At 68.3% G+C, this 20,849-nt stretch carries 17 protein-coding genes and 4 pseudogenes; 8 read left to right on the forward strand and 13 right to left on the reverse strand.

Going from position 1 to position 20,849, the window contains the following annotated elements:
- Positions 1–2: 2 nt before the first annotated feature.
- The 10 genes from siaA to B7D75_RS00960 form a co-directional block, all read right to left on the reverse strand.
- Positions 3–1,994, reverse strand: a complete 1,992-nt coding sequence (gene siaA / locus B7D75_RS00915) for a biofilm regulation protein phosphatase SiaA (protein ID WP_052151045.1) — start codon at positions 1,992–1,994, stop codon at positions 3–5.
- A gap of 273 nt (positions 1,995–2,267) precedes the next feature.
- Positions 2,268–3,317: a protein-glutamate methylesterase/protein-glutamine glutaminase gene (locus B7D75_RS00920; protein ID WP_107113653.1), complete on the reverse strand. Its 1,050-nt coding sequence runs from the start codon at positions 3,315–3,317 to the stop codon at positions 2,268–2,270.
- A gap of 19 nt (positions 3,318–3,336) precedes the next feature.
- Positions 3,337–3,939, reverse strand: coding sequence for a chemoreceptor glutamine deamidase CheD (cheD, locus tag B7D75_RS00925; protein ID WP_011979209.1), 603 nt, complete (start codon positions 3,937–3,939; stop codon positions 3,337–3,339).
- Positions 3,936–4,787: a CheR family methyltransferase gene (locus B7D75_RS00930; protein ID WP_107113654.1), complete on the reverse strand. Its 852-nt coding sequence runs from the start codon at positions 4,785–4,787 to the stop codon at positions 3,936–3,938. The genes cheD and B7D75_RS00930 overlap by 4 nt, the downstream gene beginning before the upstream one ends.
- A gap of 69 nt (positions 4,788–4,856) precedes the next feature.
- Complete coding sequence (aer2, locus tag B7D75_RS00935; protein ID WP_034079380.1) at positions 4,857–6,896, reverse strand: aerotaxis transducer Aer2; 2,040 nt, start codon at positions 6,894–6,896, stop codon at positions 4,857–4,859.
- A gap of 35 nt (positions 6,897–6,931) precedes the next feature.
- On the reverse strand, positions 6,932–7,417 hold the full coding sequence (locus tag B7D75_RS00940; RefSeq protein WP_034079379.1) for a chemotaxis protein CheW: 486 nt from the start codon (positions 7,415–7,417) through the stop codon (positions 6,932–6,934).
- A complete protein-coding gene (locus tag B7D75_RS00945; RefSeq protein WP_107113655.1) occupies positions 7,404–9,281 on the reverse strand; it encodes a chemotaxis protein CheA in 1,878 nt (625 codons plus the stop codon). Before B7D75_RS00945 ends, B7D75_RS00940 begins: the two co-directional genes overlap by 14 nt.
- 27 nt (positions 9,282–9,308) lie before the next feature.
- The gene (locus tag B7D75_RS00950; protein ID WP_011979214.1) at positions 9,309–9,674 is read right to left on the reverse strand and encodes a response regulator; all 366 of its coding nucleotides are present in this window, start codon (positions 9,672–9,674) and stop codon (positions 9,309–9,311) included.
- 195 nt (positions 9,675–9,869) lie between these two features.
- Positions 9,870–11,057 carry a methyl-accepting chemotaxis protein gene (locus B7D75_RS00955; RefSeq protein WP_394435454.1) on the reverse strand — a complete coding sequence of 396 codons (1,188 nt, stop codon included), beginning with the start codon at positions 11,055–11,057 and terminating at the stop codon, positions 9,870–9,872.
- A 180-nt stretch (positions 11,058–11,237) separates the two neighbouring features.
- On the reverse strand, positions 11,238–12,170 hold the full coding sequence (locus tag B7D75_RS00960) for a LysR family transcriptional regulator (RefSeq protein WP_107113657.1): 933 nt from the start codon (positions 12,168–12,170) through the stop codon (positions 11,238–11,240).
- 120 nt (positions 12,171–12,290) lie between these two features.
- Here B7D75_RS00960 and B7D75_RS00965 point away from each other — a divergent pair, with 120 nt between their 5' ends.
- Entirely contained in the window at positions 12,291–13,043 is a 753-nt protein-coding gene (locus B7D75_RS00965) for a 3-oxoacyl-ACP reductase family protein (protein WP_034079373.1), read from the forward strand.
- Between the two features lie 44 nt (positions 13,044–13,087).
- On the opposite strand, the pseudogene B7D75_RS00970 reads toward B7D75_RS00965, so the two are convergent.
- Positions 13,088–13,302: pseudogene (locus B7D75_RS00970) on the reverse strand (arylsulfatase); the annotation flags it as partial.
- Entirely contained in the window at positions 13,292–14,647 is a 1,356-nt protein-coding gene (locus tag B7D75_RS00975) for an OprD family porin (protein WP_107113658.1), read from the reverse strand. The pseudogene B7D75_RS00970 and the gene B7D75_RS00975, both read right to left, overlap by 11 nt.
- A 249-nt stretch (positions 14,648–14,896) precedes the next feature.
- Between B7D75_RS00975 and B7D75_RS00980 the strand changes: the two genes are divergently transcribed.
- The 6 genes and pseudogenes from B7D75_RS00980 to B7D75_RS01010 all read left to right on the forward strand — a co-directional run.
- Positions 14,897–15,622 (forward strand): acid phosphatase, encoded by a 726-nt coding sequence (locus B7D75_RS00980; protein WP_034079371.1) that lies wholly within the window; start codon positions 14,897–14,899, stop codon positions 15,620–15,622.
- A gap of 816 nt (positions 15,623–16,438) precedes the next feature.
- The gene (locus B7D75_RS00990) at positions 16,439–17,557 is read left to right on the forward strand and encodes a Re/Si-specific NAD(P)(+) transhydrogenase subunit alpha (protein ID WP_034079370.1); all 1,119 of its coding nucleotides are present in this window, start codon (positions 16,439–16,441) and stop codon (positions 17,555–17,557) included.
- Between the two features lie 75 nt (positions 17,558–17,632).
- Positions 17,633–17,932, forward strand: a pseudogene (locus tag B7D75_RS00995) (NAD(P) transhydrogenase subunit alpha); the annotation flags it as partial.
- A 7-nt stretch (positions 17,933–17,939) separates the two neighbouring features.
- Positions 17,940–19,376: an NAD(P)(+) transhydrogenase (Re/Si-specific) subunit beta gene (locus B7D75_RS01000; protein ID WP_012073840.1), complete on the forward strand. Its 1,437-nt coding sequence runs from the start codon at positions 17,940–17,942 to the stop codon at positions 19,374–19,376.
- Between the two features lie 74 nt (positions 19,377–19,450).
- Positions 19,451–19,563, forward strand: a pseudogene (locus B7D75_RS01005) (MotA/TolQ/ExbB proton channel family protein); the annotation flags it as partial.
- An 8-nt stretch (positions 19,564–19,571) separates the two neighbouring features.
- Positions 19,572–19,732, forward strand: a pseudogene (locus tag B7D75_RS01010) (ExbD/TolR family protein); the annotation flags it as partial.
- 104 nt (positions 19,733–19,836) lie between these two features.
- Here B7D75_RS01010 and B7D75_RS01015 read toward each other — a convergent pair.
- Positions 19,837–20,052: a DUF3079 domain-containing protein gene (locus tag B7D75_RS01015; protein ID WP_058130016.1), complete on the reverse strand. Its 216-nt coding sequence runs from the start codon at positions 20,050–20,052 to the stop codon at positions 19,837–19,839.
- Positions 20,053–20,264: 212 nt separating this feature from the next.
- Between B7D75_RS01015 and B7D75_RS01020 the strand changes: the two genes are divergently transcribed.
- Positions 20,265–20,846, forward strand: a complete 582-nt coding sequence (locus tag B7D75_RS01020; protein WP_053816496.1) for an alpha/beta hydrolase — start codon at positions 20,265–20,267, stop codon at positions 20,844–20,846.
- The last annotated feature ends 3 nt before the right edge of the window (positions 20,847–20,849 follow it).

The following is a 20,849-nucleotide window of genomic DNA, read 5'->3' on the forward strand; positions in this document are numbered from 1 at the left end:
CCCTAGTCGAATCGGAAGGACAGGATGGTGATGTCGTCGCGTTGCGGGTGCTCGCCCTGGTACTCGGCGAGGGTCGCCACGAAGGCCTCGGCCTGCTCGGGGAGCGGCTGCCGCGCGTGGTCGCGGAGCATGTCGGCGAAGCGCCGGCTGCCGAAGCCGAAGCCGTGTTCGCCGCCGGCCTGGTCGAGGAAACCGTCGGTGCTCAGGTAGAAGGTCCAGCCCGGCGCCAGCGGTACCTCGATGTTGTGGTAGTCGCCGCGGCGCTTGTCGCCGATCGCCCGGCGCGCGCCCTTGAGTTCCTGGACCTCCTCGCCGTCGCTGGCGTAGAGCGAGATCTTCGCCCCGGCGAAGGCCAGCTGGCCGCGCCGACGGTCTACCCAGACCAGCCCGGCGTCCATGTTGGTGGCCAGTGCCTGGGGGATCTGCTCCTGGCTGAGCATGCTGCGCATCGCCTGGTCGGTCTCGTCGAGGATCGCCGCCGGGTCGCGGCTGCCGACCGCCTCGATGGCGTGGTCGATGGCGGCGCGCGCGAGCATGGTCATCAGCGCGCCGGGCACGCCATGCCCGGCGCAGTCGACCACGCCGATCAGGTAGCCGTCGGCCTGTTCGCGATACACGTAGAAATCGCCGCCGACCACGTCGCGCGGTTTCCACAGGATGAAGTGGTGCTCGCCGAGGGTGGCGCTGAGCTGGCGGTCGGGGAGGATGGCGCGCTGGATCAGGCTGGCGTAGTCGAGGCTGTCGCCGATCTTCTTCTGCGCGGCGGCCATCTCGCGGTTGGCTTCCTCCAGCGCCTGGGTGCGTTCCTGGACCTTGTCTTCCAGCTCGGCGGTGTGCCGGCGGACCTGGTCGGCCATGCTGGCGAAAGCCTTCGACAGCGAGCCGATCTCGTCCTGCCGGGCCAGCGGCAGCGGCGTGTCGTAGCGTCCGGCGGCGATCGCCTTGGCCGAACGCTTGAGGCTGCGCAGGGGACGCAGCAGCAGGCGCTCGACGGCATAGGCGAAGCCCAGCAGCAGGGCCACCAGCAACAGCAGGAAGGTCCCCGCCAGCGGCCATAGCCAGCGGTTGTCGAGGACCTGGGCGGCATGCAGGTCGACAGCGGTGAGCACGTACCAGCGCAGCTGCGGGATGTAGGCCACGGCGAACAGCTGCTGGCGGCCGTCGAGACCGGCCCACAGGCAGTGCACCGAGCCGGCCTTGGCACGGGCCAGGCGCATGGCCTCGCGCAGGGCGTCGCGCTGTTCCGGCCGGTCGAGCAGGTCGAACACCCGGTGGCGTTCGCTGGCGCCGCCGGCGGCCGAGCTGTAGGCGATCAGGCGGCGGTCCGGGTGGGCCTGGATGGCGCCGTCGTCGCCGACGATCATCGGCGTCACGCCCGGCTCGCGGGCGATGATGAAGTCGTCGAGGAAGCCGCTCAGGTCCAGGCCGCTGCCGGCCAGGCCGATGGGGCGGCCCTGGTCGCGGATCACCAGGTTGAACCAGACCTTGGTCAGGTTCAGCTTGCTGTCGACATTCACGTTGATGTTGTAGGCGGCGCTGTTGCGCAGGGTATTGAAGTACCAGGCGTCTTCCGGGTCGTCGGCTTCCAGGGTGTAGCGCGGCGCGTCGCTGTGGGCCTGGCGGCCGTCGTTGAAATAGTAGTGGCCGGAACCGCTGGCGATGATGAAGTAGGCGTGGTCGCGGAAATCGCCGCGGTAGCCTTCGGCCTCGCGGAAGAACAGGGCGCGGCGCGCCGGGTCGTCTTCCTTCAGCAGCCAGTCGCGGGTCACCACCGATTCGGCGAAACGGCGTGACAACGCCAGTTCGCGGGAGACCGGGGCGAGGATCTGCTGCCGATGCAGCAGGGTGAAGTTCTTCGCGTAGGCCAGGCCGAAGTGCGTACGGATGTCGTCCATCGCGCGCCAACCCAGCAGCACCGCCGGAACCAGTGCCAGGGCACAGGCCAGCAACAGCGCCACCACCGATTTGCCGCGCAACCCCCAGTTCGCCGCCATGGCTATCCCTATCAGTTTCTCGCCCGGCCCGCGGCCGAAATCATGGATCGAAAGCGTGTGTCGAACTTTTGGCGAAAGGGCCAATTGTGCAGTTGTGCATTATTTCAGGCAACGTAAATTGGTTTTATTTCGCCATTAATTTGACGTCACAATGATGGCGACGTCCTGGGCGCCCATGAACCGGGCCTGTCATGACGGGCGGATAGCGGGGGCGGGTTGCGGTGGCTTCTGAAAAAGCGTGCGCGGTGGCGCAAATATCCTTCGCCGCGTGCCTCAGAGGCGGTTGCCGCCGCCGCGTTGGCCAGCCTGCTGGAGCAGCGCCTGGGCGATCCGCTCGAGCGGCAGCACGTCTTCCGCGGCGCCCAGTTCCACCGCTTCGCGGGGCATGCCGTAGACCACGCAGGTAGCCTCGTCCTGAGCCAGGGTGTAGCCGCCGGCCTGGCGGATCGCCAGCAGCCCGCGTGCGCCGTCCCTGCCCATCCCGGTGAGCAGGCCGGCGAGCAGGTTGCGCCCGGCGCAGCGGGCCAGCGACTCGAACATCACGTCGACCGCCGGACGGTGGCCGTTGACCTGCGGCTGGCGGTTCAGGCGGACCATGTAGTCGGCCCCGGAGCGTTGCACCTGCATGTGATAGTCGCCCGGCGCGATCAACGCATGCCCGGGAAGGATGCGGTCGCCGTCGCGCGCCTCGCTGACGGCGAGGCGGGTCAGGCGGTCCAGGCGCTCGGCGAAACTGCGGGTGAAGCCGGGCGGCATGTGCTGGGTGATGACTACCCCGGGGCTGTTGGCAGGCAGGCCGAGGAGGACTTCCTTGAGCGCCTCGGTGCCGCCGGTGGAAGCGCCGAGGGCGATGATCTTCTCGGTGCTGAGCAGCGGCGCCGCGCTCTCCGGCGGCGCCGGCGCGTCCGCCGCGCGGCGCCGCAGGCGGGCGCGGGCGACGGTCTTGAGCTTGGCGCGGATTTCCTCGGCGTAGGCCTGCATGCCTTCGGCAATGCCCAGTCGCGGCTTGGCGATGAAGTCCACCGCGCCCAGTTCCAGCGCGCGCAGGGTGGCTTCGGAACCGCGCTCGGTGAGCGAGGAGATCATCAGCACCGGGGTCGGTCGCGCCTTCATCAGCTTGTCGAGGAAGGTCAGGCCGTCCATCCGCGGCATTTCCACGTCGAGGCTGATCACGTCCGGCGCGTGCTGCCTGATCAGGTCGCGGGCGACGAAGGCGTCCGGCGCGCAGCCGACCAGGCGCAGCTCCGGGTCGGCCTGGATGATCTCCTTGAGCAGGCTGCGGATCAGGGCGGAATCGTCGACGACCAGGACGCTGATGGGCATGGCGGGATCTCCCGGCGAGTCAGAACAGGTCGATGGGGCCACCGTCCGGGTTGCGGTCGATACGGCGGCGGTAGTCGCGTTCACGCTGTAGCACGGTGTCGTTCTTCAGCTCCACCAGGGACTTCACCAGGACCCGGCCATTGCGCGGGAAGAAGTAGATCTTGCGCGGGAAGGCCTCCAGCACGTCGCTGGCGAGTAGCGGGATGCGCTCGGTGGCCAGGTAGCCAAGGGTGAACTCGACGTTGCGCTGGCCGATGGCGGCGCTGATCTGGCGCAGTACCGAACCGCCGCCGAAGACCTTGGCCTGCAGGCGCTCGCGGCGGGCGCCGAGGGCCAGCATGCGGTTGATCAGCAGTTCCATGGCGTGGCCGCCGTAGCGCGCCGAAGGCGAGGCCGGGTCGCTGCCGGCGCCGCGCTCGGGAAGCATGAAATGGTTCATCCCGCCGATGCCGTTGACCGGGTCGCGCAGGCACACCGAGACGCAGGAGCCGAGCACGGTGACGATCAGCAGGTCTTCGTCGCTGGCGAAGTACTCGCCGGGCAACAGTTTCACCGCATCGCAAGCGAAGTACGGATCGTAGTAGCGGTTCAGCGGCGCGCCTTCCCGGGCCTGGAGATTCATCGCGAACAGGCCGGGCGATAGACGGTCTGGCCGACGGAGCGCACCAGGTGGCTGGCATGCACGAAGTTCTCCGAGTGGCCGGCGAAGAACAGGCCCTCCGGCCGCAGCAGGGCCACCATGCGTTCCAGCAGGCGGGTCTGGGTCGGCTTGTCGAAGTAGATCATCACGTTGCGGCAGAAGATCGCGTCGAGTTCCCCGGCGATCGGCCAGTCCGCTTCCAGCAGGTTGATCTGGCGGAATTCCACCAGCTGGCGCAGCTCCTCGACCACGCGGGCCTTGCCGGCGTTGGGGCCGGTGCCGCGGAGGAAGAAGCGTTTCTTCAGCGGCGCCGGCAACTGCTCCAGGCGGTCCAGCGGGTAGACGCCCTGGCGGGCGCAGTCGAGCACCCCGGTGTCGATGTCCGAGGCGATGATCTTCACCGGTGGGTCGAAGCGGCCCAGCGCCTCCACCAGGGTAATGGCGATCGAATAGGGCTCCTCGCCGGTGCTGGCCGCCGCCGACCAGACGCGCAGCGGGCGGTGCCGCTGCAACTGGCGGCGGGCGAGGTCGGCGAGCAGAGGGAAATGGTGGCGCTCGCGGAAGAACGCCGTGAGGTTGGTGGTCAGCGCGTTGACGAACAGTTGCCGCTCGCCCGGCTCGCGGTCGAGGTGGGCGAAGTACTCGGCGAAGCTGGCCAGCCGCAGCAGGCGCAGGCGCCGCGAGAGGCGGCTGTAGACCATCTGCACCTTGCTCTCGGCCAGGCTGATGCCGGTCAGCCGGTAAAGCCGCTCGCGTACTTGCTGGAAGTCCTCGCGGGTGTAGTGGAACTCGTGGTTGCCGAACACCGGCGAGGGCGTGGAGATGGACATTGGCGTCGGGTTTCCCTGGTCTGCCCGAGGGGCTTGCCGCCCCTCCGCCGGGGGAGGGGCGGCGTGGTCTCAGAACTCTTCCCAGCCGTCTTCCTTGCGCGCCTTGCTGGCCCGCGCCATGCCGCCGCGGGCGAGCGGCGCCGGCGCAGCGGGACGCGGCGCGGGAGGACGCGCGCTGGCGAGCTGGACCACGCTCGGCGCGTTGTCCAGCCTGAACACCGCCACCGACTGGTTGAGCAGGCCGGCCTGCTCCTGCATCGCCTCGGCGGCGGCCGCCGCTTCCTCCACCAGGGCGGCGTTCTGCTGGGTCATGTCGTCCATCTGCGATACCGCGCTGTTCACCTCCTCGATGCCGGTGCTCTGCTCGGCGGAGGCGGCGGCGATCTCCGACATGATGTCGGTGACCCGGCGGATCGCCACCACGATGTCGCTCATGGTCTGCCCGGCCTGGGCCACCAGGGTATTGCCGTTCTCCACCTTGTCCACCGAGTCGGAGATCAGCGTCTTGATCTCCTTGGCCGCGGCGGCGGAGCGCTGGGCGAGGGTGCGCACCTCGCCGGCGACCACCGCGAAGCCGCGCCCCTGCTCGCCGGCGCGGGCCGCCTCGACCGCGGCATTGAGGGCGAGGATGTTGGTCTGGAAGGCGATGCCGTCGATCACGCCGATGATGTCGGCGATCTTGCGCGCCGATTCGTTGATCGAGGACATGGTGCTGACCACCTTCTGCACCACGGTGCCGCCCTGGGTCGCCACTTCCGAGGCATTGGCCGCCAGAGAGTTGGCCTGGCGGGCGTTCTCCGCATTGAGCTTCACCGTGCTGGTCAGCTCCTCCATGCTCGATGCGGTTTCCTCCAGGCTCGACGCCTGCTGCTCGGTGCGCGCCGACAGCTCGGCGTTGCCGCTGGCGATCTCGCCGGCGGCGGTATTGATGGTGTCGGCGGCATCGCGGATCTGCCCGAGCATGCGCGACAGGCTCTGCGCGGTCTCGTTGGAGAAGTCCTTGAGCTGGCCGAAGGTGCCCTGGTAGTCGGCCTCGATGCGCTGGGTGAGGTCGCCCTGGGCCAGCGCCCCGAGCATCCGCGAGACATCGCGCAGGCCGCGGTCGGCGGTGTCCACCAGGCTGTTCAGATCCTTCGCCAGCCTGAGGAAGAAGCCTTCCTTGCCGCTCTCCTCGACGCGCTTGCTGAAATCGCCGGCGGCCGCCGCCTGGACCAGCTGCGAGACTTCCTGCTCGGCGCGATGCTCCTCGGTGCGGTCGGTCCACTGCACGGCGGAGCCGAGCCGCTCGTTGGCGTCGTTGAACACCGGCACCACGTCGAGGGCGAAGCGCCGGCCGCCGAGGTTCAGCTCGGCCTTGTGCACCCCGGTGAGGTTGGCCAGCAGGTGCCGCTGGTGCGCCGGGTTCTTGTGGAACACGTCGATGTTGGCGCCCATCAGGCGGCCGGCATCGAAGTTCGGCAACTGCTTGCGGATGTCCGCTTCGGCGCGGCTGAGCATCTCGCTGACGGTACGGTTCATGTAGATGATGTTGAGGTCGTTGTCGGCGATCATCACGTTGGCCGAGACGTTGTCCAGCGCGCTCTTGATCCGCGCGTTGTAGGCCGCCGTGGCCAGTTGCGCCGCGGTCGCCTCGGCGGCGCCGCGCAGGCGCTCGCGAACGCCGTCGATGGCCTCGGTGATCTGCGCCTTCTTGCCTGGCAGGCGGTCCATCAGCGGCTCGAAGTCGCCCTGGCCGTAGGCGGTGACCACGCTGACCACCTTCATCTTCACCGCGATGTGCGCGGCGACCAGTTCGTTGATGCCCTTGCCGATGCGCGCCGCGCGGCCCTCCAGGCGCTCGTCGGGAATCGTCCGGTCGATCCAGCCGGCTTCGTGCTGGCGGCTCATCTCCGCCAGCCCCGCCTCCAGGCTTTCCACCTGCTGGAGTTCGGCGCGTTGTTCGCGCAGTTGCCGCTGCAGCGCCCGCAGGCTGTCATAAAGGCGCTCGTAGCCGGGCGCCGGGGCTTCGCCGACGGCGGTGTCGAGCTGGCCGTCGGCGAACGACTGGAGGAGCGTGGCGATCCGGTCGGCGCGTTGCTGCGCCACCGCATGTGCATTGAACAGACCCATTTCGATATCCCCTGCCTATCCCTCGTTGGCGCCGCTCAGGCCGCGGCTTCGTCGACCAGCGCCATTTCGCGGCTGGTCATCAGTCTCTCGATGTCCACCAGGATCAACATGCGCTCGCCCGCGGTGGCCAGGCCGAGCAGGTATTCGGTGTCGAAGCTGGCGCCGAACTCCGGCGGCGGCCTGATCGCCTCGCCGCCCAGGGCGATCACGTCGGAGACCGAGTCCACCACCACGCCGACGATGCGCCGGCCGATGTTGAGGATGATCACCACGGTGAACGGGTCGTAGGTGACCTCGGCGAGGTGGAACTTGATGCGCAGGTCGACGATCGGCACGATCGCCCCGCGCAGGTTGATCACGCCCTTGATGAAGGGCGGCGCGTTGGCGATCGCGGTGACCTGGTCGTAGCCGCGGATCTCCTGCACGCGGAGGATGTCGATGGCGTACTCCTCGCGGCCCAGGGTGAAGGTCAGGTATTCCTGCGCCGGGCCGTGCGCCTGGCTTGCCTCAGTGCCGTTCATCGGCGGTGTCCTCCCGCGCCGCCAGGCGTGGCAGCGCATCGACGTCGAGAATCAGGGCGACGCTGCCGTCGCCCATGATGGTGGCGCCGGCGATACCTTCCACGCGGCGGAAATTCTGTTCCAGGCTCTTGATCACCACCTGCTGCTGGCCGACCAGTTCGTCCACCTGCAGGGCGAAGCTGCGCCCCTCGGACTCGAGGATCACCACGATGCCCCGTTCCGGCGCCGGCGCCTCGCCGCCGATGCGCAGCAGTTCGTGCAGGCTGAACAGCGGCAGGTACTCGCCGCGTACCCGGATCATCGCGTTGTCCTCGCCGCCGAGACCGCGCACGTCCTCGCTGCGCGCCTGCAGCGACTCGACGATGTAGGTCAGCGGGATCACGTAGTTGACCGCCGCCACGGCGACGATCAGACCGTCGAGGATCGCCAGGGTCAGCGGCAGGCGGATGCCGATGCGGGTGCCCATGCCGGGCGCCGAGTCGATGTCGATGCGCCCGCCCATGGCGCCGATGTTGCGCTTCACCACGTCCATGCCGACGCCGCGCCCGGACAGCTCGGTGACCGTCTCGGCGGTGGAGAAGCCGGGCATGAACACCAGTTGCCAGACCTCGGCGTCGCTCATCCCGTCATGCACCGGCAGGTTGCGCTCGCGGGCCTTGGCGAGGATGCGCGGGCGCGACAGGCCGCGCCCGTCGTCGGAAACCTCGACCACCACGCTGCCGCCCTGGTGGCTGGCGGCGAGCTTCACCGTGCCGCTCGCCGGCTTGCCGGCGGCGAGGCGTTCGGCGGGCGTCTCGATGCCGTGGTCGATGCTGTTGCGGACGATGTGGGTGAGCGGATCGCTGAGTTTCTCGATCACGCTCTTGTCCAGTTCGGTGTGCTCGCCGTGCAGGTGCAACTCGACCTGCTTGCCCAGGCGCGTGGCGGTGTCGCGCACCAGCCGGGGGAAGCGGCTGAAGATGAAGTTGATCGGCAGCATGCGGATCGACATCACCGACTCCTGCAGGTCGCGGGTGTTGTGTTCGAGCTGGGCGAGGGCGTGCTGCAGGCGCTCGTGGCGGCTCGGCTCGAGCTGCTCGCCGAGCTGGCCGAGCATGGCCTGGGTGATCACCAGTTCGCCGACCAGGTTGATCAGGCTGTCGATCTTTTCCACGCTGACCCGGATCGAGCCGGACTCGCCATCGCCACGCGCGGGCGCGGCTGCGCCCCTGGCCGTCGCGGCGATGGCTTGCGCTGGCGCGCCGGGCGCGGCGGGGCTGCCGGGGGCGCCGTCGAACAGGCCGAAGGCGCGCTCCTGCGGCAACGGCGTGCCCGGCGCATCATCGAAGAGGCCGAACGCCTCGGTCCCGGACGCTTCCCCCGGCGCGCCCGGGGCATCGTCGAAGAAACCGAAGGCATCGTCGAGCGCGGCGTCCTCGGCGGGGCTGCCCGGGGCGCCGTCGAAGAAGCCGAAACCGTCCTCGGGCTGTTCCTCCGGCGCCCGCAGCCAGCCGCGCAGGCGCTCAACGGTCTCGTCCAGCGGCACGTCGGGGTCGGCGTGGCCGCTGCGGTGGGCGTCGAGCAGGCGCTGCAGCACGTCGCGGGCTTCGAGGAAGGCGCTGATCATGTCCGGCCGCAGGCGCATCTGCCCGCAGCGGATGCGGTCGAGCAGGGTCTCCAGTTCGTGGGTGACGGCGCTGATGTCGTCGAAACCGAACATGCCGCTGGAACCCTTGATCGAATGCGCGGCGCGGAAGATGCCATGCAGCGTCTCGCTGTCCGGCCGGTCCAGGTCGAGAGCGATCAGGAGGAGTTCGAGGGTGGCCAGGTGTTCCTCGGTTTCCTCGAAGAACACCTGGAGAAACTGGCTCATATCCTGGGGCATGGGACCTCCCCCGCGGGGGAACGGGAATCAGGGCAGGACCTTGCGCGTCACTTCGAGCAGCTTCGGCGGGTCGAACGGTTTCACCAGCCAGCCGGTGGCGCCGGCGCTGCGCCCCTGCTGCTTCATCGCATCGCTGGATTCGGTGGTCAGCATCAGGATCGGCACGCTGCGGTAGCCGGCCAGGTTGCGCAGGCTGCGGATCAGCGACAGGCCGTCCATGTTCGGCATGTTCTGGTCGGTGAACACCAGGCTGTAGTTCCTGCTCTGGGCCTTGCCCAGGCCTTCCTTGCCGTCCGCGGCCTCGTCCACCTCGTAGCCGGCGGACTTCAGGGTGAAGCTCAGCATCTGGCGGATCGACGCCGAGTCGTCGACGATCAGAATCGGTTTGCCCATGGTCTTGCTTCCTCACGGTGTCCCTACCGCAGCGCCAGGTTCGGCGGCGAAGGTGGTGTGCTCGTTGGCTGTGGCGGAGGGCTCTGATGGCCCTTTGCTAGCTCCAGTAAAGACGCTGTACGCTGGATTTCAATTATTGGCGCCGGTTTCTCGTCGGATAGTTATCCGGTTAGACGGATTGGCTATCGATGCGCTTCAGAACAATTCCACTTCGCCCACCTCGACGCTGTTCTGGTTCACCGGGCTGGGCAGCGGCCGGCGCAGTTCGGCGACCTCCTGCGCGACCCGCGCCGGCCACTCCTGGCGTGGCCGCGTCCGCAGCGCGCCGAGACCGAGGGCGAAGGCGCCGAGGCGCGCGTGGTGCTTGCGCATCTGGCCGAGCAGTTGGCTGCTCATGTCCTGGAACTGCAGGGCGGTGACCGCCGCGTTGACCCCCTGGCCGACCTCCAGGGACAGCCGGTCCAGCTCGTGGATGACTTTCAGGGTGTGGCGGTTCATCGCCTCCAGGTCGTCGAGCATGCCCTGGATCTTCTGCTTGGAGTCGAGGGCGAAAGACATGTCCTTGTCGGCCAGCTGCGAGATGGCGCCCTCGGCGTCCTGGATCTCGTGGTAGACCACATCGACGTGCTTGCGGATGGCGGCGGAGAACTCGGTGGAGCGGGTCGACAGCGCGCGCACCTCGTCGGCTACCACGGCGAAGCCACGGCCGCTCTCGCCGGCGCGGGCGGCCTCGATGGCGGCGTTGAGGGCGAGCAGGTTGGTCTGCTTGGCGATGGCATCCATGTCCTGGGTCGATTGCAGGATCTCGGCGATTTTCTGCCGCACGTGGTCCATGCGCTCCACCAGTTGCTGCGAGGTGCGGCTGGTCTCCAGGGTGGCCTCGACGAACAGGCTGAGGGTTTGCTGGGTGGTGCGGATGAAGTCCTGGAAGTTGATTCCCTCGTCGACCTGGCCATGGCCGTCGTAGCGCTCGATCAGCGAGTGCGACAGGCCGCGCTGGGTGTCGATGCGCTCGGCGAGGCCATGGAAGCTGTCGCTCAACTGGCGGATCGCCGAATGCAGCAGTTCGTCGACCTGCCGGGCATGGCCGTCGAGCTGCGCGGTTTCCTCGCCGAGCGCGCGCTGCGCCTCGTCCCAGGCCGGCAGCGCGGCGTCCGCTTCGCTGCCGCTGTCCGTCGTGGCCGACTGGCGGCCGGCGCGCCGCAGCGGCAGGGCGGCCGCCAGGCTGGCCAGCCAGCCGAGCGACAACGCCAGCCAGGCGCCGAGGCCCATGGCGTAGAGCCCGGCACACAGCGCCCAGGGCAGGGACAACAGGCCCAGGGTCAAGGCCAGGGAGCGGGATGGAACCGAAACACCGAGGGACTCGCGCATGCTGCACTCCATGTGCCGGATCGGAGCTGGACTTCCTGGCGGTCCCCGGGACCGTGCGGAAGGCGCCTTTCCAAGCTCGTCGGCGGCGCTTTCTAAAACTAGAGTCCCAATCGGTAATGTCAAACTGCCATTTTTCTGGCGAGGCCGGTGCCAGGGCCTTTCCCTCGCTGCCGAGGCGACGGGCGGCTGGCGCTAGCCGGGCGGGTAGGCGCAGAAGCGCCGGGCCAGGTCCTGGCGGCGGAAGTAATCGACGACGAAGTCGACGAAGACCCGGGTCTTGGCCGGTAGCAGCCTGTTCGCCGCGTAGTAGAGGCTGGTGTTGCCGGCATCGACGTACCAGTCCGGCAGGACCCGCACCAGGGTGCCGGACTCCAGGTAGGCATAGGCGTGCTGCATGCAGACCAGGGTGATGCCCAGGCCCATGGCGGCGACCTCGCAGGTGGCTTCCGGGTCGCTCATGGTCATGCGTTCGCGCAGCTCGATCGGCGCCTGCTCGCCGTCGCGCCGGCGCAGCGGCCAGGGACGCACGCGGCCGGTCTGCGGCGAGCGGATGCGGATGCCGTCGAAGTCACACAGGTCGCCGGGTTGGCGGATCGGCGGCTTGTCGCGCAGGTAGGCGGGCGAGGCGAGGAGGATCAGGTGGCCCGGCGTCAGGTGGCGCGCGACCACCCCGGGAGGCAGCTCGAAACCGCCGCCGATGGCGGCGTCGAAGCCCTCGCCGATGAGGTCGACCTGGCGGTTGTCGAAATGCCAGTCGGGAACGATGCCGGGATAGCGTTCGAGGAACTCGCCGAGCAACGGCAGGATGTAGTCGCGACCGAAGGCCAGCCCCATGCTGACCTTCAGCGTGCCGCTGGGCTGGTTGCCGACGTTGGAGACATTGGCGAGGGCGGTCTGGATGCCGGCGAGGCTGCCGCCGACCTCCTGCAGGAAACGCTCCCCGGCCTCGGTCAGGGCCAGGCGCCGGGTACTGCGCTGGAACAGGCGCACACCGAGGTTGCTCTCCAGGCGCGCGACGTTCTTGCCCACCCCGGCCGGGGTCAGGCCCAGGCGCCTGGCGGCTTCGGCGAAACTGCCGGCCTCGGCACTGCGGACGAAGCACTGGATGTTGCTGAGGGTTTCCATGGGGAGAAGGGATCCGCATAAACCATTGGTATCGACTGAATATAGCCATTACCCGCTAGCAGGTCTGCAATGGACGGCGGAAACTCAGGGCCTGTCTTCCTTTTCCGCTGGAGATTTCCCATGTCCGTATCCTCTGCACCCCTCGCCGGCAAGGTCGCCTTCGTCCAGGGCGGTTCCCGTGGCATCGGCGCCGCCATCGTCCGCCGGCTGGCCGCCGAAGGCGCCAGCGTCGCCTTCACCTACGTCAGCTCGGCGGACAAGTCCAGGGCCCTGGCGGCCGAACTCGAGGCCGCCGGCTCCAGCGTCCTCGCCCTGCATGCCGACAGCGCCGACGCGGCCGCGCTCGTCGCCGCCGTCGACGCAGCCGCGGCTCGCTTCGGCCGCATCGACATCCTGGTCAACAACGCTGCCATCCTCGCCTTCGGCTCGGTGGAAGAGCTGCCGCTGGCCGACTTCGACCGGACCCTGGCGATCAACGTGCGCAGCGTGTTCGTCGCTACCCAGGCGGCGATCAGGCACATGGGCGACGGCGGCCGGGTGATCAGCATCGGCAGCACCAATGCCGAGCGCATGCCGTTCGCCGGCGGCGCCACCTACGCCATGAGCAAGTCGGCGCTGGTCGGCCTGACCAAGGGCCTGGCCCGCGATCTCGGCCCGCGCGGGATCACGGTGAACAACGTGCAGCCAGGTCCGGTGGACACCGACATGAACCCGGACGACGGCGACTTCGCCGAGACCCTCAAGGGCCTGATGGCGCTGCCGCGCTACGCCCGCAGCGAGGAGATCGCCAGCTTCGTCGCCTACCTGGCGGGGCCGGAGGCGGCCTACATCACCGGGGCCAGCCTGAGCATCGACGGTGGGTTCTCGGCCTGAACCCGGGTCGCCTCGTTCCTTCCGGCGAAGTGGCCCCTCACCCTTCAGGGGAGAGGCCGCGCCCGCCGCAGGAACGGGCGAAGCCCCTCCACCACCGCGGTCTCGCTGACGTGCTGTTTCCAGCGCTCGATCAGCTCCGCCAGCTTGCCCGGCTGGCTGCGGCGAGATCGTGGTGCTCGCCCGGATCGCGAGCCAACTCGTAGAGCTGCCAGGTGTCCGGGGCCACCGGCGCCGGTAGGTAGATCGTCTTACCAGGTCCAGGGGTAGTCGAGGATCAACCGGGTCTCGTCGACGTCGCCGTCGAGGTAGGTCGGGTTGCCCCGGTGCCAGGCCTGCGAGGCGCGCAGCGCGAGGCCGGCGAGAGGCCCCGCCTCGACCCGGTAGGCGAGGCCGAAGTCGGTTTCCCGGTGTCGGCCGTCGCGTCCGTAGAGGCCGGCGTAGATGCTCTCGGTGGCGCTGGCGGCGCTGGCCCCGGCGCGTCCGCGCGCATGCAGGGCGTGCAGGCTGAGCCCGGGCAGGCCGAGGGCGCCGAGCTCGAGGTCGTAGCGCAGTTGCCAGGAGCGTTCGCCCGGCCCGTTGAAGTCGGAATAGCCCAGCGAGTTGGCCAGCACCATCGAGGCGCTGGAACGGCCGTCGCCGAAGGCCATGTAGTCGAACGGCTGCTCGCCGCGGACGTGCTGGTAGGCCAGGGTCAGGCGCTGCGGGCCCTGCTCGTAGCCCAGCGCCAGCGAGCTGGCCAGGGTGTCGATGCGGCCGAAGCGGCTCTGCCCGCTGTCGCGCGTGCGGTAGGCGTTGAAGTCGAGCAGCAGCGCGCGTCGCTCGCCGAGCGGCTGATGATGGCGGGCGCCGAGGTAGGCTTGCTGCCAGACGTCGTCGAAGCGCGCGGCATAGAGCGACAGTTGCAGGCGCTCCCCGGCCTGCCACTGGCCACCGAGGAAGTTCACCGTGTCGAGCCGCACCGGGTAGGCGCCGAGGCGGCCGTAGACGGTGCTGATCTCGCCGTGCACCTTGGATTCGCCGGGGCCGGAGGCGGCGCTGAAGCGTCCGCCTTCGAGCAGCAGGCCGTCGAAGGTGCGGTCCTCCAGCAGCAGGCCGTAGGCCATGCCGGTCAGCGTGCGGTTGCTGCTGGCAGCGAACACCGGCGCGCTGGTGCTGGTCTGGCCGTATTTCAGGCGGGTCTCGCCGTGGCGCAGCTTGAGCGCGCCGCCGAGCTTGCCGTAGCGATGCTCGGGATGGCCGTCGGCGCCCACCGGCAGGTTGCCGGTGCCCGTGCGGCCGCCGCCGCTGTCCAACTGCAGGCCGAGCATGGCATGGGCGTCGAGGCCGAAGCCGAGGTTGCCCGGCGTGTAGCCTGAGCCGAACAGCAGGCGCAGGCCCTGGGTGGTTTCCTCGCGGTAGCCGTTGCGTTCGCTGCGTGGCTTGAAGCGGTTGCGCCCGGCGTTGTTCGGTCCGTCGCGGTAGTCGCGGTTGAAGTAGTAGGTGCGGGCGAGGAACTGCAGTTCGCTGTCCTCGATGAACCCGCCGGCCCCGGCCGTGGCGGCCGCCCCCTCGCAAAGCGTGCCGGCAAGCAGGCCGGCGAATACAGCGTGTCTGAGATCGTGCATTTGTTGTTTTCTCCCACCTGAATGCCAGGTGGGCGCAGTCTCGGAAGTCGTCCCATGGGGCGCTTGTGTTTCCCTGCCCCGCCAATTGCCTGCCCCTGCCATTGGCACGCGCGGGCATGCGCGGCGGCAGGCCGGGTCAAGCACTTCGGAACGCGCCGACGGAGAGTGAGGTGGCCGGCCGTCATCCGCAGCGGCCGCGGGAGGGAGCCTCCGGCTCCCGATGCAACCTTGCCTCAGGGAATACGCCCCATGACCCACAACCAGACCCTACGCTCCTCGCTGCTGCTCTGCCTGGCGCTGCTCGCGCCGCTGGCCTGCCTCGGGGAAACCGCCGTGCCCTATCCGCTGGCCCAGCCGCCGCGCCTGGCCGACTACCTGCCGCCCCCGCCGTCGGCGGACTCGGCGGCGGCGGTCGCCGACCTCGGCGCGGTGCTGGAGGCGCAGCGCCTGCGCACACCCGAGCAGGTGCGCCGGGTGCGCGCCCATGACCAGTGGGAGGACAACGTCTTTCCCTTCGCCGGCGACCTGCTGGGCGCGTCCTTCAGCAAGGAACGCCTGCCGCTGGCCCGCAGCTTCTTCAATCGCGCCCAGGAAAACCTGGTCGAGGTCCTGATGCCGGCGAAGAAGCATTTCGCCCGTCCGCGTCCCTATGAGGTGACACCGCTGGTCAACCCGGTGTTGCCGCCGCCGGAGGGCGAGTCCTATCCCAGCGGCCATACCATGGACGGTTACCTCAAGGCCTCGCTGCTGAGCATGCTGGTGCCGGAGCGCCACGACGCGTTCTTCGCCCGCGCCGAGGAGCATGCGCAGAGCCGGGTGCTCGCCGGCGTGCACTTCCCCAGCGACCTGGAAGGTGGGCGGACCGCCGCCGCGGCGCTGGTGGCGAGCCTGCTGGCCGAGCCAGCGGTGGCCGCCGACTTCGCCGCGGTGCGCGAGGAGGTGCGCGGCGCGCTGGGGTTGCCGAAGCTCCAGTAGTCGGAAGGGGGAACCGCGCGGCGGCTCAGCCGTCGCGTGCTGCGCCTGGCCCGCTTCCACCAGCGGTTCGATCCTCGCTCTGGTCGCCGCCGACAACCGGTGGCCGCTGCGGCTGGTGCTGCCGCAGCGGGCGCCGAGGTTCTCCAGGTTCTGCGGCAGGTTGCGCCCGTGCGCGGCCGCAGTTCGCCGCGCTGCAGGTAGGGGCCCAGGGTTTCGTTGCGGACGATGCGCATCAGTCCGTGCATGTTCCGGCAGCGGATGTTGGTAGCGGAGATGCGACACGCTGTCGCAGTTTCGCCATTTTTCAGCGTCTATCCTGCCCTCATGGCAATCCACCTTTAGTCTAGGAAATCAGCCTGAAGCGCCCATGGGAAGGCGATCCTGACTTTGTAGTCAAAGATTTGCTTTGCTACTTTGGCCAGGCATCAGGGATTGCTGATACAGCGTATTAAAAACATTAATTACCCCGGTATTCCGCGGCGCTGGCAGGATATTTTCCCGTCGAAGCCGGTAGCGGCTTGACCTGATAGCCGGTCATTCACGGCAGGGATGTCATATTCTCGCGCCGCTCTCTCCGGCTAGGCTGCACGCCAGTCAGGACGCGCCTGGCGCCGATGTCTGGGAATGGCGGGTCTTTTTATGACTTGTAGTTTTCATGTCGTATGCCTTCAGAACTTGTTGAAGGCTTTTCGGCTCGATTGCACAATGCCGCGCCAGGGTTCGTTCGCGAACCGCGGTATGTGAGCTAGACCTCCGCAGCCGGTGCGCCATCCGCAGTGCGCCGGACTACTCGACAATCACGCAGGAGATTCGTGAGTGCAGATCGGTGTCCCCCTCGAGACCCATGCCGGTGAAACGCGGGTTTCCGCCACCCCGGAAACCGTCAAGAAGCTGATCGGCCAAGGCCACCAGGTGATCGTCCAGAGCGGCGCCGGCGTCAACGCCAGCCAGCCGGACAGCGCCTATGAAGCCGCCGGCGCGACGATCGGCAGCGCCGCCGAGGCCTTCGGCGCCGACCTGGTGCTGAAGGTGGTCGCGCCCAGCGCCGCCGAGCTGGCCCAGATGAAAAGCGGCGCCGTGCTGGTCGGCATGCTCAACCCCTTCGACAACGAGAACATCGCCCGCATGGCCGAGCGCGGCATCACCGCCTTCGCCCTCGAGGCCGCGCCGCGCACCTCGCGGGCGCAGAGCCTGGACGTGCTCTCCTCGCAGGCCAACATCGCCGGCTACAAGGCGGTGATGCTCGCCGCCAACCACTACCCGCGCTTCATGCCGATGCTGATGACCGCCGCCGGCACCGTGAAGGCCGCCCGCGTGCTGATCCTCGGCGCCGGCGTCGCCGGCCTGCAGGCGATCGCCACGGCCAAGCGCCTGGGCGCGGTGATCGAGGCTTCCGACGTGCGTCCGGCGGTGAAGGAGCAGATCGAGTCGCTCGGCGCCAAGTTCGTCGACGTGCCCTACGAGACCGACGAAGAGCGCGAGTGCGCCGAAGGCGTCGGCGGCTACGCGCGGCCGATGCCGGCCTCGTGGATGGAGCGCCAGGCCAGAGCCGTGCACGAGCGCGCCAGGCAGTCGGACATCGTCATCACCACCGCGCTGATCCCCGGCCGCAAGGCGCCGACGCTGCTGCACGAGGCGACCGTGGCGGAGATGAAGCCGGGCTCGGTGGTCATCGACCTGGCCGCCGCCCAGGGCGGCAACTGCCCGCTGACCGAGGCCGACCAGGTCGTGGTCCGGCACGGCGTGACCATCGTCGGCCACAGCAACCTGGCCGCGCTGGTTCCGGCGGACGCCTCGGCGTTGTACGCGCGCAACATCCTCGACTTCCTCAAGCTCACCCTGAGCGCCGAAGGCTTCAGCGTGAACCTCGAGGACGACATCGTCGCCGCCTGCCTGATGTGCCGCGACGGCCAGGTGGTGCGCAAGAACGGCTGAGCCGCTGCGTCGGGAAGCTTCGATAACGATAAATGCGCACGCCTCGCGCCTGCGCCCTGAAGACCGGTGAAAACGATGGATATCATTTCTGACGGGATCTACAACCTGATCATCTTCGTGCTGGCCGTGTACGTCGGCTACCACGTGGTATGGAACGTCACTCCTGCCTTGCACACCCCGCTGATGGCGGTGACCAACGCGATTTCCGCGATCGTCATCGTCGGTGCCATGCTCGCCGCCGCCCTGACCGTGACCCCGCTGGGCAAGGCCATGGGCACCCTCGCCGTGGCCCTGGCCGCGGTCAATGTGTTCGGTGGCTTCCTGGTCACCCGGCGCATGCTGGAAATGTTCAAGAAGAAAGCGCCGAAGGCGGGGGCCACTGATGAGCATGAACCTGGTCACCCTCCTGTACCTCATCGCCTCGGTCTGCTTCATCCAGGCCCTGAAAGGCCTGTCGCACCCGACTACCTCGCGCCGCGGCAACCTCTTCGGCATGGTCGGCATGGCCATCGCCGTGGCTACCACCGTCGGCCTGGTGTTCAAGCTGGGCGCGGAGATCGCCACCACCGGCGTCGGCTACATCCTCGTCGGCCTGCTGGTCGGCGGCAGCGCCGGCTCGATCATGGCCAAGCGCGTCGAGATGACCAAGATGCCCGAGCTGGTCGCCTTCATGCACAGCATGATCGGCCTGGCCGCGGTGTTCATCGCCATCGCCGCGGTGGTCGAGCCGCAGTCGCTGGGGATCGTCGCGCAGCTGGGCGACACCATTCCCACCGGCAACCGCCTGGAGCTGTTCCTCGGCGCGGCCATCGGCGCCATCACCTTCTCCGGTTCGGTGATCGCCTTCGGCAAGCTCTCCGGCAAGTACAAGTTCCGCCTGTTCCAGGGCACCCCGGTGCAGTTCTCCGGGCAGCACCTGCTGAACCTGGTGCTTGGCCTGGCGACCCTCGGCCTGGGCCTGGTGTTCATGTTCACCGGCAACCTCACCGCCTTCGCCGTGATGCTGGCGCTGGCCTTCGTCCTCGGCGTGCTGATCATCATCCCGATCGGCGGCGCCGACATGCCGGTGGTGGTGTCGATGCTCAACTCCTATTCCGGCTGGGCCGCGGCGGGGATCGGTTTCTCGCTGAACAACTCGATGCTGATCATCGCCGGCTCGCTGGTCGGTTCCTCGGGCGCGATCCTCTCCTACATCATGTGCAAGGCGATGAACCGCTCGTTCTTCAACGTCATCCTCGGCGGCTTCGGCGCCGAAGCCGACGCCGGCGGCCCGGCGGGTTCCAAGGAGCAGCGCCCGGTGAAGTCCGGTTCGGCCGACGATGCCTCGTTCCTGCTGACCAACGCCGACAGCGTGATCATCGTCCCCGGCTATGGCCTGGCGGTGGCCCGCGCCCAGCACGCGCTGATGGAGCTGGCGGAGAAGCTGACCCACCGCGGGGTCACCGTGAAGTTCGCCATCCACCCGGTCGCCGGGCGCATGCCGGGGCACATGAACGTGCTGCTGGCCGAGGCCGAGGTGCCCTACGAGCAGGTGTTCGAGATGGAGGACATCAACTCCGAGTTCGGCCAGACCGACGTGGTCCTGGTGCTCGGCGCCAACGACGTGGTCAACCCGGCGGCGAAGAACGATCCGAAGTCGCCCATCGCCGGCATGCCGATCCTCGAGGCCTACAAGGCCAAGACCGTGATCGTCAACAAGCGCTCCATGGCCAGCGGCTATGCCGGGCTGGACAACGAGCTGTTCTACCTGGACAAGACCATGATGGTGTTCGGCGACGCCAAGAAGGTCATCGAGGACATGGTCAAGGCGGTGGAGTGATGTTCCGCTGAGACCACGAAAAACCCCGGGCCAAGCCGGGGTTTTCGTTTTCAGGTGTTGGGGCTCGCGGCCCCGACGAATTCGCCCACGACTTCTGCAGCCTGGCGCAGAAGAGCGCGTTCCGCGTCATCGTCCATCCTCCGTCGCGCGTCAGTCCGGCAACGCCTCGCGCAACGTGAAGGAGGCGTTTCTGGCATGGCCTTATCGACCCGCGACCGCGACGAAGTCCTTTCCCAGAGCAATGTCACCCCGCTGGCGACGCGCTGCTGCTGGTGTTCATCGTCACCGCGCCGCTGCTGATCAGCTCGATCCCGATCAACCTGCCGAAGACCGAGTCGATCGCCCCGCCGGAGCGGTTTTTTTGCAGATGGACGATTCGTCGGCGTTATCCGCCGATGGCGGGCCCGCGAATGCGCGCGCATCGTTCCCGCCGCTTGCCCGCCCTGTGCCTGGGCACGTCTCAGGGCTGTCCCGGCGGTGGCGCCTCCTGCTCTCTGGCGTCCTCCGTTCCTTCGACCTCCCATTCGCCGGCCCAGTCCTCGCCGAACAGTTCGCTGGGATGCTGGGTGCGGCTGGCGCCGTTGCCGCAGCCCATCGATTGCGCCGAGCAATAGCGGTCGCAACCCCAGCAGATGCGCTCCGGGTGGCTGGGGTGGAGGGGAAATTTCTTGGCCATGGCCCTGTCCCGATACCTGATGCCTGCGCTCAGGTATACCGCCGATATGCGTGGGAGCCCAGGCAGATCCGCGGAAAACTGCCGTCGGCTTGCGCTGGATCAACGGAATCGGCCTATAGAAATATATAGAATAATAAAATTGCTTTTTATTCCTTAGAGAATAAAGCAGACTCCCTTACACTTTCCCGGTGATGATTTCTGGAGGGATCTCCATGCACAGCGAACGTGTCCGTTATGTGTTGGTGCCCGGCTGGTACGGCTCGGAAGACGCCCATTGGCAAAGCCACTGGCAGCGTACGCTGCCCAATGCCTCGCGGGTCGAGCAGAAGGACTGGATCGCCCCGTTGCGCGCCGACTGGATCGCCGGGCTGGACGCGGAGATACGTCGCCAGCCCGGGCCGGTGGTGCTGATCGCGCACAGCCTCGGTTGCGTGACCGTGGCGCTATGGGCCGCCCAGGCCGAGCGCCGGGTGCGCGACCGGGTGCGCGGCGCCCTGCTGGTGGCGCCGGCCGACGTCGAGCGCGAAAGCTGCGCCGAGGCGTTGCGCAACTTCGCGCCGATCAGCCGCGAGCCGCTGCCGTTCCCCGCCGTGCTGGTGGGTTCGGACAACGACCCAGCCTGCAGCCCGCAGCGCGCCATGCACCTGGCCCGCGCCTGGGGCGCGGAGACGGTGATCCTGCCCGAGGCCGGGCATATCAACGTGAAGTCCGGCCATGGCGCCTGGGAAGCCGGCTACCGCCACCTGTTCCGCCTGCAGTACCTGATCGACAGCCAGGCCCGTCGCCGCGCCTGAGCC

It is taken from the genome of Pseudomonas paraeruginosa, assembly GCF_003025345.2.
Taxonomy (GTDB): domain Bacteria; phylum Pseudomonadota; class Gammaproteobacteria; order Pseudomonadales; family Pseudomonadaceae; genus Pseudomonas; species Pseudomonas paraeruginosa.

Bases quoted from the DNA above. Each gene is read 5' to 3' on its own strand.
- B7D75_RS00975 (WP_107113658.1), bottom strand. From the start codon at position 14,647: ATGCACGATCTCAGACACGCTGTATTCGCCGGCCTGCTTGCCGGCACG.
- B7D75_RS01015 (WP_058130016.1), bottom strand. From the start codon at position 20,052: ATGGCCAAGAAATTTCCCCTCCACCCCAGCCACCCGGAGCGCATCTGC.
- B7D75_RS00965 (WP_034079373.1), top strand. From the start codon at position 12,291: ATGTCCGTATCCTCTGCACCCCTCGCCGGCAAGGTCGCCTTCGTCCAG.
- B7D75_RS00945 (WP_107113655.1), bottom strand. From the start codon at position 9,281: ATGCCCCAGGATATGAGCCAGTTTCTCCAGGTGTTCTTCGAGGAAACC.
- B7D75_RS00960 (WP_107113657.1), bottom strand. From the start codon at position 12,170: ATGGAAACCCTCAGCAACATCCAGTGCTTCGTCCGCAGTGCCGAGGCC.
- B7D75_RS00980 (WP_034079371.1), top strand. From the start codon at position 14,897: ATGACCCACAACCAGACCCTACGCTCCTCGCTGCTGCTCTGCCTGGCG.
- B7D75_RS00940 (WP_034079379.1), bottom strand. From the start codon at position 7,417: ATGAACGGCACTGAGGCAAGCCAGGCGCACGGCCCGGCGCAGGAATAC.
- B7D75_RS01000 (WP_012073840.1), top strand. From the start codon at position 17,940: ATGAGCATGAACCTGGTCACCCTCCTGTACCTCATCGCCTCGGTCTGC.
- cheD (WP_011979209.1), bottom strand. From the start codon at position 3,939: ATGAATCTCCAGGCCCGGGAAGGCGCGCCGCTGAACCGCTACTACGAT.
- aer2 (WP_034079380.1), bottom strand. From the start codon at position 6,896: ATGGGTCTGTTCAATGCACATGCGGTGGCGCAGCAACGCGCCGACCGG.
- B7D75_RS01020 (WP_053816496.1), top strand. From the start codon at position 20,265: ATGCACAGCGAACGTGTCCGTTATGTGTTGGTGCCCGGCTGGTACGGC.
- B7D75_RS00920 (WP_107113653.1), bottom strand. From the start codon at position 3,317: ATGCCCATCAGCGTCCTGGTCGTCGACGATTCCGCCCTGATCCGCAGC.
- B7D75_RS00930 (WP_107113654.1), bottom strand. From the start codon at position 4,787: ATGTCCATCTCCACGCCCTCGCCGGTGTTCGGCAACCACGAGTTCCAC.
- siaA (WP_052151045.1), bottom strand. From the start codon at position 1,994: ATGGCGGCGAACTGGGGGTTGCGCGGCAAATCGGTGGTGGCGCTGTTG.
- B7D75_RS00950 (WP_011979214.1), bottom strand. From the start codon at position 9,674: ATGGGCAAACCGATTCTGATCGTCGACGACTCGGCGTCGATCCGCCAG.
- B7D75_RS00955 (WP_394435454.1), bottom strand. From the start codon at position 11,057: ATGGAGTGCAGCATGCGCGAGTCCCTCGGTGTTTCGGTTCCATCCCGC.